This window comes from Arthrobacter roseus (genome assembly GCF_016907875.1).
Classification (GTDB): Bacteria; Actinomycetota; Actinomycetes; order Actinomycetales; family Micrococcaceae; genus Arthrobacter_J; species Arthrobacter_J roseus.
The window spans coordinates 1425059-1438367 of the sequence record NZ_JAFBCU010000001.1 but is presented as its reverse complement, the minus strand read 5'-3'; the positions used below and the strand labels follow the sequence as shown (position 1 = coordinate 1438367).

The 13309-nt window shown below is 58.5% G+C and carries 16 protein-coding genes; 2 read left to right on the top strand and 14 right to left on the bottom strand.

From position 1 onward, the window contains the following. Positions 1-69 precede the first annotated feature (69 nt). From JOE65_RS07130 to JOE65_RS07120, 3 genes are all read right to left on the bottom strand, one after another. On the bottom strand, positions 70-408 hold the full coding sequence (locus JOE65_RS07130; RefSeq protein WP_205162557.1) for a YlxR family protein: 339 nt from the start codon (positions 406-408) through the stop codon (positions 70-72). 117 nt (positions 409-525) lie between these two features. Beyond that, positions 526-1518: a transcription termination factor NusA gene (gene nusA, locus JOE65_RS07125; protein WP_205162556.1), complete on the bottom strand. Its 993-nt coding sequence runs from the start codon at positions 1516-1518 to the stop codon at positions 526-528. After that, a complete protein-coding gene (locus tag JOE65_RS07120; RefSeq protein ID WP_205162555.1) occupies positions 1519-2127 on the bottom strand; it encodes a ribosome maturation factor RimP in 609 nt (202 codons plus the stop codon). It abuts the gene before it with no gap. A 138-nt stretch (positions 2128-2265) separates the two neighbouring features. Between JOE65_RS07120 and JOE65_RS15465 the strand changes: the two genes are divergently transcribed. Then, positions 2266-3249, top strand: coding sequence for a DUF4439 domain-containing protein (locus JOE65_RS15465; protein WP_205162554.1), 984 nt, complete (start codon positions 2266-2268; stop codon positions 3247-3249). Positions 3250-3268: 19 nt separating this feature from the next. Further along, positions 3269-3991, top strand: coding sequence for a VIT1/CCC1 transporter family protein (locus JOE65_RS07110; protein ID WP_205162553.1), 723 nt, complete (start codon positions 3269-3271; stop codon positions 3989-3991). 4 nt (positions 3992-3995) lie between these two features. Here JOE65_RS07110 and JOE65_RS07105 read toward each other — a convergent pair whose 3' ends face one another. From JOE65_RS07105 to JOE65_RS07055, 11 genes are all read right to left on the bottom strand, one after another. Next, the gene (locus JOE65_RS07105) at positions 3996-4799 is read right to left on the bottom strand and encodes a sulfite exporter TauE/SafE family protein (RefSeq protein WP_420827492.1); all 804 of its coding nucleotides are present in this window, start codon (positions 4797-4799) and stop codon (positions 3996-3998) included. Between the two features lie 12 nt (positions 4800-4811). Next, positions 4812-6614 carry a proline--tRNA ligase gene (locus tag JOE65_RS07100; RefSeq protein ID WP_205164073.1) on the bottom strand — a complete coding sequence of 601 codons (1803 nt, stop codon included), beginning with the start codon at positions 6612-6614 and terminating at the stop codon, positions 4812-4814. A 139-nt stretch (positions 6615-6753) separates the two neighbouring features. Continuing rightward, complete coding sequence (locus tag JOE65_RS07095; protein ID WP_205162551.1) at positions 6754-7671, bottom strand: GNAT family N-acetyltransferase; 918 nt, start codon at positions 7669-7671, stop codon at positions 6754-6756. A 45-nt stretch (positions 7672-7716) separates the two neighbouring features. Next, complete coding sequence (locus tag JOE65_RS07090; protein ID WP_205162550.1) at positions 7717-8007, bottom strand: YciI family protein; 291 nt, start codon at positions 8005-8007, stop codon at positions 7717-7719. Between the two features lie 41 nt (positions 8008-8048). Further along, positions 8049-8477, bottom strand: a complete 429-nt coding sequence (locus JOE65_RS07085) for a hypothetical protein (protein WP_205162549.1) — start codon at positions 8475-8477, stop codon at positions 8049-8051. Further along, the gene (locus tag JOE65_RS07080) at positions 8478-9080 is read right to left on the bottom strand and encodes a MarR family transcriptional regulator (RefSeq protein ID WP_205162548.1); all 603 of its coding nucleotides are present in this window, start codon (positions 9078-9080) and stop codon (positions 8478-8480) included. A gap of 59 nt (positions 9081-9139) precedes the next feature. After that, a complete protein-coding gene (locus JOE65_RS07075; protein ID WP_205164072.1) occupies positions 9140-10486 on the bottom strand; it encodes a site-2 protease family protein in 1347 nt (448 codons plus the stop codon). A 46-nt stretch (positions 10487-10532) separates the two neighbouring features. Continuing rightward, complete coding sequence (locus JOE65_RS07070; protein ID WP_205164071.1) at positions 10533-11345, bottom strand: HpcH/HpaI aldolase/citrate lyase family protein; 813 nt, start codon at positions 11343-11345, stop codon at positions 10533-10535. Continuing rightward, positions 11345-11863 carry a MaoC/PaaZ C-terminal domain-containing protein gene (locus JOE65_RS07065; protein ID WP_205162547.1) on the bottom strand — a complete coding sequence of 173 codons (519 nt, stop codon included), beginning with the start codon at positions 11861-11863 and terminating at the stop codon, positions 11345-11347. The genes JOE65_RS07070 and JOE65_RS07065 overlap by 1 nt, the downstream gene beginning before the upstream one ends. Further along, complete coding sequence (locus JOE65_RS07060; protein WP_205162546.1) at positions 11860-12504, bottom strand: CoA transferase subunit B; 645 nt, start codon at positions 12502-12504, stop codon at positions 11860-11862. Before JOE65_RS07060 ends, JOE65_RS07065 begins: the two co-directional genes overlap by 4 nt. 2 nt (positions 12505-12506) lie before the next feature. After that, the gene (locus tag JOE65_RS07055; protein ID WP_205162545.1) at positions 12507-13292 is read right to left on the bottom strand and encodes a CoA-transferase; all 786 of its coding nucleotides are present in this window, start codon (positions 13290-13292) and stop codon (positions 12507-12509) included. Between the last annotated feature and the right edge of the window lie 17 nt (positions 13293-13309).

Genomic DNA, 13309 nt, shown 5'->3' with positions numbered 1-13309 from the left:
GACCCTCTGCGGAGCACAACAGATTAGTCATTGTTGGACGCTCATCGCTGGGTACTCATCGGGTTTCCATCAGTTTTCAGACCCGCTTTCACATTGGACGGTCAATTCACGTGCCGCCCCAGGATGGGGCTCCACGTTGTGCTGGAAAAATTCCTTCACTTTATCGCTTTCGACAGATGCCCGAAAGGCCCTGTTCAAAGAGCGACGCCTGACGGCCATTTCCAGACATTCTGGGTTTCGGTGCAACCACGCACCGCGCCCCGGCATGCGGCAATTCGGATCGACGAAGACGCTGGAACTGTCTTCACCCGATCTGACCAGCCGAACGAGAACGCTACGGTCATCCTTGCCACGGCAGCCTATGCAGGTGCGCTGCGGCACGTGAGTCGGCGGGTCACGAAAGGTCATGACTGTCCTCCAGACTCCGGCTGGCGTGGTGTGAATAACCCGGTCGGTGTCATTCTATCGCGTTTATGAAGCCTATCCGTCCATCCTGTACCCCACGCCCGCCGGATGGACTGCGGATCAGGGCTGCTCGATCGGCGCTTTCGCCGACACCGCGTCCGATACGATATCGATGCGCCAGCCTGTGAGTTTAGCCGCCAATCGAGCGTTTTGCCCCTCTTTACCGATGGCAAGAGATAGCTGGTAGTCGGGAACTACCGCCCTGGCCGAACGTGCGGCCTCGTCCGTGATCGTCACGGCTGACACCCGGGAAGGAGAAAGCGCATTCGCGATGAACGTGGCCGGGTCATCGCTGTAGTCAATGAGGTCAATCTTTTCATCGTTCAGCTCTGACATGACAGCCCGGACTCGCGCGCCCATTTCACCAATACAGGAACCTTTGGCGTTGATGCCAGGCTTTGTGGCCCTGACCGCAATTTTAGTCCGATGTCCAGCCTCACGTGCGAGTGAAACAATTTCGACAGATTTGTCGGCAATCTCAGGAACCTCTAGCTCAAACAACTTGCGGACAAGACCCGGATGTGAGCGTGAGAGCGTGATTGATGGCCCCTTCATACCGCGGTGGACATCGATGACGAACGCACGCAACCGCGAACCATGTTTGTAGCTCTCCCCCGGAACCTGCTCCGGCGGTGGGAGAAGCGCCTCCACTGTTCCCAGATTCACCTGCACCATGTGCGGATTATTGCCCTGCTGTATCTGGCCGGAAACCAGCTCGCCTTCTTTGCCCTTGAAATGTCCCAGTATGGTGTCATCCTCGGCGTCGCGAAGGCGCTGAAAGATTACTTGGCGCGCCGTACTGGCAGCGATTCGGCCAAACCCTGTCGGCGTGTCATCGAACTCACCGACACTGTTGCCGTCGTCATCGAGTTCAGCAGCCCAAATCGTTACATGCCCATTCTTGCCGTCAAGCTCCGCCCGGGCCTGCTCATGCGCGCCGGGAGTCTTGTGATAGGCCACCAACAACGCTTGCTCAATAGTGGGCATAAGGTCCTTGAGCGGAATTTCTCTTTCTTTTTCCAACAGCCTCAGCGCACTCATATCGATATCCATTTAGGCCTCCTCGGCTGCGGGCGATGTCCCGATAACGTGTCCGTCTTCGGGGTGAGCAAATTCAATGTCGACGCTTGCCTTGCGTATGTCGTCGAAAGGCAGATGTACTTCTTCTCCCTGCTTGGGCTTGACACCCTTTTTGACCGGCATCTGCGGAAGGATGAGCACGCCGTCGTCTTCTACCTTTAGTACGCGTCCGCTGAGGTCTCGGCCGTCCGTGGTGCGTACACTCACCATCCGGTTCAGGCTACGACGCCAGTGACGGTGTTCCGTGAGTGGGCGTGAGACGCCGGGTGAAGATACTTCGAGACTATACGGCTGGCCATCATCGCCCGGATCCTGGTCGAGCGCATCGGCCAGGCCCCTGGAAACTTCGGCGATCAAGTTCAACCCCACTCCTCCGGTCTGGTCCTCGGGGAGGTCAACGATTACGGCGACGGTACGATGAGCACCAGCAATTTTGACGTCAACACCCTCTAAGTACAGCCCGTGATTCTGGACCACTGGCCGGAGTAGGTCCGACAGACGCTGCGACTGTTCAACCGGCAGCCGACCTGCCGTTTGCTCTCCGGACTGATTCCGGTTGCCGCCCTGGGACCGCTCCCTCATAACTGCCTCCGACTCGATGATGTTGTGACACTAGCCTAACGACAATCAGTAGGTCCGGCGTAACGGGTACGGCCACACGCCCCTGGCGTGGCAGGATTGTGTGCTGTGGGGAGAGCTGGAGGAGGCGCGCGACGCCGAGTGCGCACGATCGCAGCGAGTGCAGGACGGTTCCTCCGACGATTTCTGGTTTTCACTGTCATTGCCCTGGTGGTTCTGGGATTTGGACTCATCGTGTCCGAACAGGGTGCGAAGCGCCCGTCCTTTACAGTGCAGGCACAGCATACGGCTGCGCAGGCCGCAGCTGAGCTTGCTGGCAACGCCCAGCTACTTGCCGGAAACGGCCGCCAAGATATCTTTCACTCCGCCTCCGAGGTCTTGAACCAGCACGCCGCGCTGCTGCGCGTACCCGGTCCAGCCGGTACGACTCAACCGTCCCCTCTTTCGACGCATACGCAAGGTACACCAGATGAAGGAAAATTCATCGCAGCGCTGAGGACAAGCGCCGAACGCAACCTAGCCGTTGCCGAACTGGCGGATCCAGGTATCGCCCGGTTACTTGCCTCTGTCGGAACAGCGCAATGGGTTCTGGCCAATGAAATATCACCTGCCCCTGAGTCTGTGCCAGCATCCGAAGCATCGCCCTCCACGCCCACGACCGATCCCCTTTGCCTTGAAGCAGATGGATCAGACACGGAAACCTTGGCCGTCCGATCACTTCGGCGTGCGGAGCACCTCGCCACCTATGCTTACGAAGTAGCCGCCGGGCGCCTTGGCGCTCCTGCGTTTGAAGACAAGATCGCTTTGCATCGCGCCGCGACGGACCAACTCGCGGAGTTTCTCAAGGCGCTGTGCGACGAGACACCTCCCACAGTGGAAGCCTACGCTTTGGACCCCGGCTACTTCACGGATCCGGCATCAAGTCTAGACACCATGGAGTCGCAGATCATCGTCGCCTACGCGGACCTGATAAGTCTGAGCAATGGCGCGGTTCGGCACTGGGCCATCTCCCGGCTCAAGTCCGCCACGCTCGCTCAACGTCATCCCGGAACCGCGCCTGACCCCACCCCCGGGATCGAGGGCCACGCCAGTCCAGGACCACCGCTTACTGGCAGAACCCCCTGACCGATGGTTATGTAGTGCCATGACGGACGTCCCGAAGCTACACGATAACGAACCACATCAAGGCGATATGGCGCAACGTCTCAACTGGCTGCGCGCGGCGGTTCTCGGTGCCAACGACGGAATTGTTTCCGTGGCCGCGATAGTGGTCGGTGTTGCCGGAGTGACGACGGCGACAGGACCTATTTTGACCGCTGGTCTCGCAGGACTGATCGGCGGTGGTATTTCGATGGCTCTGGGCGAATACGTCTCCGTGAGCAGCCAAAGCGATAGCCAACGGGCGCTCATAGACAAGGAGCGACGCGAACTCCTTGAACAGCCCGAGGAAGAGCTCGCCGAACTTGCCGCAATCTACGAAGCCAAGGGCATGAGTAGCGCGACTGCGTGGAAGGTTGCCGAAGAGCTGACGGACAACAACGCCCTAGAAGCCCACCTGTCGGCGGAGCTGAACATCGACCAGAATGATGTAGTCAGCCCATGGCACGCTGCCTATGCGTCCGCCATCGCCTTTACCATCGGCGGCATACTTCCCCTTCTGGCGATCCTACTGCCGCCTCAAGGCTGGCGGGTGCCGGTGACGTTCATCGCAGTCCTCGCCGCATTGGCGCTGACTGGCTGGGCGTCCGCCGTCATCGGCGGCAGCTCCAGGACAAAGGCATCCGTTCGGGTGGTCATCGGCGGAGCGATTGCGCTCGTCGCGACTTTCGCCATCGGTAGCCTTTTGGATGCCAGCGGAGTCGTGTGATCTGCTAATTCCCCGTGGACTGGAAATTCTCCGTCCACACATCATGTCCCAAACTAATAATCAGAACTGTCACGACGGTCAGAAAAATAATGCGGATGAAGCGGCTTCCACGAGTGATCGCCATTCGAGCGCCGAGATAGCCCCCGAGCATATTCGCCGCTCCCAAGATCAGGCCCAGGGACCACAACACCGTTCCGCTGGGAATGAACAGCATGAGTGCTCCGGCATTGGTAAACATATTAACGATCTTTGCCTTGGCGCTGGATGCCAGAAAGTTATAGCCAAGCAGCGTCACCATCGCTATCACCAAAAACGAACCGGTGCCAGGCCCGATCAAGCCATCATAGAAACCGATGACACCACCGATCAGCGCAGCAATCCAATAATGCCGCCTCCCCTTGTGCCGAAGTTGGGTTAGCGTACCAACAGTGGGCCGGAAAGCCGTAAAGATCGCTACGAGGATCAGGGCCACCACAATAATAGGTTTAAATACCGACTGCGGGAGTGAGAGCGCCATGAACGCACCGCCCAGACTGCCCACCAACGCGACTCCCGCCATCGGCAGCGCTGTCCTTAAATCCGGTCTGGCTCGTCGAAAATACGTGACGGCGCTCGTCGTCGTCCCAAAAATCGACCCCAGCTTATTAGTTGCTAACGCCTGAATTGGACTGATTCCGGGAACCATGAGCAGGGCCGGCAACTGTATGAGCCCACCACCACCAACCACCGCATCCACCCAGCCTGCGACGAACCCCGCGATCACCACGAGTAGCAGTGTCGCCAGCGTGATCTCGTCGAGGCCGGCCATCAACTGTTGCGACTATTCGCCGCGCACCACACGATTCAGGTGTTCGACGATGTCCTCCACAGCAACATTCTCCGCCGTTCCGGTTCTACGATCCTTGACTTCGACCTCTCCATCCACCAGCCCTCGACCAACGACAAGGATGGTCGGCACACCGATCAATTCGGCATCACCGAATTTGACTCCCGGTGACACCTTCTCCCGATCGTCGTAAATGACTTCTAAACCGGCCGCTTCGAGATCGCTGGCGATGGTGGCCGCGGCCTCGAAAACCTCATCTCCGCGCCCAGCGGCAACCAGATGAACGTCGGCCGGCGCAACACTTCGCGGCCAGATGAGGCCTCGGTCGTCATGGTTTGATTCAGCTAGCGCTGCCACCGCCCTTGTGACTCCGACCCCGTAAGAACCCATGGTGACAGTGGACAACTTACCGTTTCGGTCGAGTACGTTCAGGTGCAATGCCTCGGCGTACTTGCGCCCCAACTGGAAAATATGGCCCATTTCTATACCTCGTGCCGATTCCAGTGGCCCGGAACCGTCGGGCGCAAGGTCTCCCTCGCGAACCTCCACGGCCTCGATGGTGCCATCCCATTCGAAGTCACGGCCAGCAACGAGCCCAAAAACATGCTTGCCCCGAATATTTGCTCCGGTAATCCACGTTGTACCGTTCACGACGTGTGGATCCACGAGGTAAAGGATGCCGGTGCTGCCCTGAACGCCGAGGACGCGACTGTCCACGCTGAGGCCCGGACCGATATAACCCTTGACGAGGCCAAGATGGCGCTTGAGATCCTGGTCCGATGCCTGTTCCACCTGCAAATCACCGTCAAACGGCAGATGGGCTCCGATATTCGCCTCGACACGCTTGAGATCAACGCTGCGGTCACCCGGGACGCCGATAACAACAAGTTGCCGTCCGCCGTCGGGCAGGACAACCGACAACACAACGTTCTTCAACGTATCTGCTGCAGTCCAGACACGGTCACCTTTGGAGCGAATATCATTGGCCGCTGCAATCAGGGTGTCAATGGTCGGAGTGTCCGGTGTGTCCGCCACTTCAGCAGCAGGAGCGTCCGAAAAATCGATATCTTCCGGGACGATAGACGTCACTGCTTCGACATTCGCGGCGTAACCGCCCTGGGAACGTACGAAAGTATCTTCACCAATCTGCGTTGGATGCAGGAACTCTTCGCTCTTGGAACCGCCCATGGCACCAGACACCGCAGACACGATCACGATTTCCATACCTAGTCGTTCAAAGATGCGAATATACGCTGCCCGATGGGCTTGGTAGCTGGCCTCAAGGCCGTCGTCGTCCATGTCAAAGGAGTAGGAATCCTTCATGATGAACTCGCGCCCACGGAGCAAACCGGCACGCGGACGCGCCTCGTCCCGATACTTGGCCTGTATTTGAAAAAGGGTGACAGGAAGATCTTTGTAGGAGTTGTAAAGATCCTTGACCAGAAGCGTGAACATTTCTTCATGCGTTGGCGCCAGAAGGTAGTCCGCGTCTTTTCGATCCTTCAGCCTGAAGAGTCCGTCGCCGTACTCAGACCACCGGTTGGTCGCCTCGTAGGGCTCTTTCGGCAGTAGCGCCGGAAAATGCACTTCCTGTGCGCCAATGGCCAGCATCTCCTCACGGATGATTGCCTCAACTTTGGCCAAAACCTTCAGACCGAGGGGCAGCCAGGAGTAGATTCCGGGGGCGGCACGTCGGATATAACCGGCACGGACCAGCAATCTGTGGCTGGCGACCTCGGCTTCGGCCGGGTTATCGCGCAATGTGCGCAAGAAAAGCTGAGAAAAGCGAAGGACCACGGGCGGAATCCGTTCTACGAGCAACGCGACAGCCGCCGGGCGGGACGGCGCCGGGGGCATGAGGGACTCGTACCAATGTAGCTGACGACGGCCGTCGCACACGATTCCATCGGGGCATTTCACGTCGTTGGGCTGAACTTTAAAAGAGGATGGTCGCGAACGTTCCGGTCTGTTCAAATCCGGCAGCCCGATACGCTGCAATCGCCCGCTCGTTGTAACTGTTGACATAGAGGCTGACCAGCGGTGCGGTTTGTGCGGCGATCGCCGCGACGCCAGCCATATAACCCGCGCTCAATCCTCGGCCGCGGTAGTGGTGATTGATCCAGACACCCTGTATCTGTACGGCTTTTGTTGACACCGTCCCGAATTCTGCTTTGAACAAGACCGATCCGGCATCGTCCACATCCACGAGCGAGTGACGCTGGCGGATGAGCCATTCCACCCGCTTCCGGTAGTGTTCTTCCCCGCCCAGGTAGGGTGAATATCCGACCTCTTCCTCAAACATCGTCACGCACGCCGGTAGGAGCAGCTCGAGTTCGCTGGGGTCAGTGAAGCGAAGCCCAGCTGCCGGCTCAACTGACGGCGGATGAAGTGCCTGCATGAACGGCTGGTTGGGTCTGAGTGCGAATGGCTCCGGGGCATAAGGTTTCAAGGCCGACCAAATGGCAGCCACTGCCTCCGCTTGCCCGAAAATCGAGGAGAAACGTCTTCCGGAACGGCCGAGGTGGTCTCCGATCAGTTCCCCATCCCCCGACGATGGTCCAATCCCCACCGGGACAATGTTAGCCCCGGCCCAGCAGGCAGACCTGAGTGTTCCATCCGGCTCGAATACTCCCAGGATCTGGGCACCGATGAACGTCTGGACTGCTGCTGTACCTGCCATTTCAAGCTGGGAAGCGATGAATACATTGGTGGAAGGATCACGGTCCACCAACTCTGCCAGCTGCGGTGTGTCAGCGTCGACAAGATTCCTGACAAGCGGACGACGACGGCGGTCGTGCGTCCTCCTGTCCGGCCGGTGCCTCCACGGGATGTCCCCGGCAAGTATTTTTGCCATACGACTTGCTCCCTCAAGCTTTCGGATGGGCTGTCATGGCGTCGCTCAGGCTTTGTCTACGAATGCGCCTATAACCGGCTTCCACTTGGTAATTTTCACTCCAGCAATTCCACCTTCGATCGCGAATGGGTCCTGCTCAAGCAGCTCACTGATGGCCTCTTCTGATTCCCCCAGAAGGACTAGCAGAGCACCAGTCCCGTCTGCATATGCCCCCGCGCTGAGAACATGCCCCTCACCTTCTTGTGCGAGTAGCCAACTGCGGTGTGCTGGGCGATGTTCATCTCTAACCAAGGATGTTTGGGAGCTGTAGGTATACTCGACGGCGAAAACGTTCATGGTTCCACCATACTGAGCGAAACCCTTCAATGCAGTCTCTGTTACAAAAACCAGATCCGGACCGGCGCAGTCACGGCGACCGCCCATAACAGGGAGGCGAGGGTGCCGATAATGAAGCGCTCGGACGCCCCGGGAGTCTCCCTCAATTCGGGGTACCGCCCAAGTCCCTTGATCGCGATAACGTACGCGATGGCAACGGATTCGCCCGTCAATACTGCAAAGGCAACGCAAAGGCGTTCAAGTATCCCTATGACAAGTCCACCACGCAGGATGCTGCTGGCCTGAACCGGCGTTATGTCCTGCTCCCCTGCCGGACTGTCCTGGGCCTGACGCGGCGTGTGTTTCTCCGCATCTCTCTCAAGTGGGTTTGATGTACTCACGTTGCCCGCGCCCCGGAGGATCGCCGCAGCAACTGGCCACCCTCCTATCCCTGCAAACAGGAGAGCAAGGATAATGATGAGAATTTCCATTCAGCTTTCTCGGCTTTCAGTTTCGGCCCTCTGGAGGAGGTACTCGGCAGCAGGACGGGCTGCCCATTCTTCCTGCCAGCCCGACCTCCGGACAGCCTTGCTGACCGCCTGCGGAGAAATGCCGAGAGTTGCCGCTGCGGCAGTCTGACCCCCTCGAACACCCGGGCTGATCAGGTCCAGCACGCGCCATTCAGACTCACTCCTGTCAGTGACTAGTGCGCCGATCAGGACCAGAACCGCTTCGGCATCTGCCGCATTCTCAGAACCTGCGACTGCCAACGGAACTCGGTTTCCGGATTTTTTGGCACGCTCGACCGCTCCTCTTGCCGCAATGAACGCTGTGCCACCAGCTTCTCGGGTGTTCTCAGGCATCGGCAGGGAAATTTTTCCGACACCGATTCCAATATGCCAGTTCCCCATTCTCAGTGCAGTGAAAGCTGCTTCGATGACACTCTGCGCCGAATTCAGGACACCCTGAATTTCATCACCGACCGTGCGTTCAAAGTGCAAGATGGTCTCCACGGCGCTCAGTTTAGTCAGAAGGAGCGGGACGTCGTCCGACGAGTTCCGACTATTCTGTTGATCGATGGTCATGACAAACATAAGTAAACCTTATTAGGTTGTTTCATAAAACACAATCATTAATGGATGATGTTCGATCATCAACCAAAAATGTTCACCGGCTTCACGATGTCAGCATAAATCAGCAACGCACCCATCCCCAGAATCAGAATAGCCACAGCGTAGGTCAGCGGAAGTAGTTTCGCCATGTCAAAGGGACCCGGATCTGGCCGGTTGAAAAGCTTGGCGAAACCGCGTCTCACAGCCTCCCACAAGGCACCCGCTACGTGGCCTCCGTCCAGCGGTAGCAGCGGAATCAAGTTGAATACGAATAGTGCCAGATTTACTCCACCAACAAGTCCCACGAGATACGCAGCCCGAGACTCAAAGGGAATCTCCTCCATCGCAGAGACCTCACCGGCGATCCGTCCCACCCCCACCACGCTGATAGGCCCATTAGGGTCCCGAGGCGCATCTGAGAATGCCGCCTGCCCCACCTCTACAACCCGCTGCGGCAGATGAAGCACGACGCCGGTGACTCCAGCCAAACTCTCGCCCACGGCAGGCATGACCTTGCTGGCAGGCTGCGGAACCAGTTCCTCTTTGGCGCCCACACCGATGAAACCGACTTCTCGCATAACGGCCTGCCCGGCCTCATCCACGACCGGTTGGCCGTCACTGTCAGGAATGGGACGTTGCGTCAGCAGCGGCGTGATCTCGGTATTAATCCGCTGGCCATCGCGCACCACCGACAGAGCCACCGTTTCTCCAGCAGCTTCACGGATCCGCGCGGACATACCTTGCCACGTCTTCACAGGTTTTCCATCAAACGCGACAATGGTGTCCCCGGGCTGTAGTCCAGCGGCGGAAGCAGGCGCTTTCGGATCCCCGGGACCACACGAGGTCTGCCCTGTTTCCGTCTGCTGGCTGAGGGGAATCACACACTCCGACACACTGGAGATCGTGGTGGTTGCCTGAGGAGACCCGAAGCCCATGATCAATACGGCGAAGAGAACGATGCCAATCAGCAGATTCATTACGGGGCCACCCAACATGATGACGATCCGCTTCCACACGGCCAGCTTGTAAAAAACCCGGTTCTCATCGCCGGGCATCAGCTGCTCGGCGGCGACCGCCCGTGCGTCCGCACTCAACTGCTGAAATACACCGGTGCTGGACTGGCGGACCCTGGACTCATTGTCCCGGGCTGGCGGAAACATGCCGATCATGGAGACGTATCCGCCCGCCGGGATCGCCTTGATCCCGTACTCGGTCTCGCCTCGGCGCCGCGACCAGATGGTGGGACCGAAACCGATCATGTACTGCGCGACCCGGACACCGAACGCCTTCGCCGGTACCAGATGCCCGATCTCGTGCAGGGCAATCGACACGGCCACGCCGACAACGACAGCGAGGACTCCCAGAACAAAAAGCAATACGGTCACAATGATCCCAAACGTTCAGCAGCGCGAATTTGTGCCCGGTAAGCCTATCTCAGGGGCGGACGCGGCGAACGGTCGCTTCAGCATGGCGAAGAACGGGACCGTCAACCATCCGGCCATCCAACTGAAACACTCCCCCGTGACCTTCCGCTGCAGCCAGGATCCGCCGAGCATAATCAGCCTCATCCGGCGTCGGCTGGTAAGCATTTCTCACTGTCTCGGCCTGGCCAGGATGGATGCATGCCTTGGCCCCGAAGCCTGATGCAACAGCATCGCGGGCTTCTTCACCAAGCCCGTCGAGATCCCTGAAATCAAGATACACAGAATCGATAGCAACCTTTGCGAACGCCCCCGCGGCAAGAAGTACCCTCGAACGCGAATGCAGTGCAACGTCCCGGTATGCGCCGCTAGCGTGCCGACTGGAGGTTCCGCCGAGGGACGCGACCAGATCTTCAGCACCCCACATGAGACCGACAACATTTCTGACTTCAGCTATTCGCGGTGCAGCCAGGATCCCTGCCGCGGTCTCGCAGAGTGCGATAACCCGGTACCGCACAAGATCAGCAAGTGCTCCCGGGTCCTCAGCTTTGGCCACCATGATCGTGGAGTACTCAGTTTTCTTCAGTGCAGCCAGATCGAGATCAAAGTCAGGAGTTCCCTGAGCATTGACGCGCACCACGGTCCGCTCAGGATCAAGAGGGTTCTCCACCAGCGATTCTCTTGCCTGCGCCCTGTCCTCCGGAGCCACTGCGTCCTCTAGGTCCAGGATCACCGCGTCCGCTCGATCCATGGCCTTTCCATAACGTTCCGGACGGTCAGCTGGGCAGAACAACAGGGCGGGACCCATGCCGAAGGCGTTATGCATCATTTTTGCGCGCCTTCCACATGCGCCTCACGGGTCCACATCAGGCATGTGCGCGAAGCCGAGGCCACCACAGTTCCATTCTGGTTACGCCCCGTGTGGGTCATGGTCACAATCCCCTGCCCAGGACGCGAGGACGACAGCCGCTTAGCAGTAACTACAGTCTCCGTGTATAGCGTGTCACCTTGATAGAGCGGATGTGGAAACATCACGTCAGTCAGCCCAAGCTGGGCAACAATTGTTCCCTGCGTCAACTGTGCAACGGACTGCCCCACCATAGTGGCCAGCGTAAACATGGAGTTCATCAACCGCTGGCCAAAAGGCTGGCACTCACTCCACGCTGCGTCAAGGTGAAGCGCCTGCGTATTCATAGTCATCGTGGTGAACAGGACGTTGTCCGTTTCCGTCACTGTCCGCCCAGGCTTGTGGGCATAGACGGTCTCTATTTCGATCTCATCGAAATACAGGCCGCGCTCTTCAACAACCTTGCGAGCTTCGTTGTCCCGAGAGTTGGTACTCACGTCAGCTGAACCTCCAAGTCCGCACCCGTAGCCGCAATGACGTCATCTACGCTGACACCAGGTGCCGTTTCACGCAGGGTAAGACCGCTACCATCTGCCGCGACGTCTATCACGGCCATATCCGTAATAATTCGATTCACGCATCCCCGTCCCGTCAAGGGCAGTGTGCACTCCACTAAAATCTTGGGCTTCCCCTTGCGGTCTACGTGCTCCATCATGATGATCAGTTGTTTTGCACCGAATACCAGGTCCATGGCGCCACCCATCCCCTTGACCATTTTTCCGGGAACCATCCAGTTGGCGAGATCACCGTTGGCCGCAACTTCCATGGCCCCCAGGACAGCAACATCAACGTGCCCTCCACGCACCATCCCGAAGGATAATGCGGAATCAAAGAACGAGGCGCCCTTGTTGACAGTCACTGTTTCTTTGCCGGCATTGATCAAGTCCGGGTCTACGTTGTCCTCGGACGGGTAGGGGCCAGTGCCCAGAATGCCGTTCTCGGAATGAAGAACCACCTCAACATCACTCGGTATGTGATTAGGAATGAGCGTGGGCATTCCAATACCCAGGTTCACGTACTGGCCGTTCCTGAGCTCCTGTGCAACCCGGGCCGCAAGTTCGTTGCGCGTCAATGCCATGATCAGTTTCCTTCCCCGGAATTAACCGGTTCTGACACCGTACGTTTCTCGATACGCTTCTGACTCTGCGGAGTACCTGCAGCTACCGGAACCACACGCTGAACAAAGATCCCGGGGATGTGGACGTGCTCCGGATCGAGCTCCCCGGGCTCCACCAGTTCCTCTACTTCCGCAATGGTGATCTTGCCCGCCATGGCACACAGCGGATTGAAGTTCATCGCCGTAGCATGGAACACGAGGTTCCCATGGCGATCGCCCTTCCACGCATGAACCAGCGCAAAATCAGGGTTGACTGACTCCTCCAGCACGTACTCTGCACCGTTAAAAACGCGCACGTCCTTGGGCTCCGAGGCAATCGCAACGTTCCCCTCGGCGTCGTACTTCTGCGGAAGACCACCCTCACTTACCTGGGTGCCCACACCCGCTGTGGTGTAGAACGCTGGGATGCCCGCGCCGCCAGCGCGGAGCTTTTCAGCCAGCGTCCCCTGAGGCGTCAGCACGACTTCAAGTTCGCCCGAGAGATACTGCCTGGCAAACTCCTTGTTCTCACCGACGTAGGAGCTGATAGTGCGCCGGATCCTGCCATCGGACAGCAGGACACCCAAGCCCCAATCATCGACGCCGCAGTTGTTGCTGATGGTCTCAAGCTCAGAGGTGCCCTGGTCATGGAGCGCGCTGATCAGCGCAACCGGGATCCCGCAGAGCCCGAACCCTCCGACAGCCAGAGACGCGCCGTCGGGAATGTCAGCGACAGCGTCCGACGCGCTGGCTACAACCTTGTCAATCACTGTAACTCCTTTGTCAG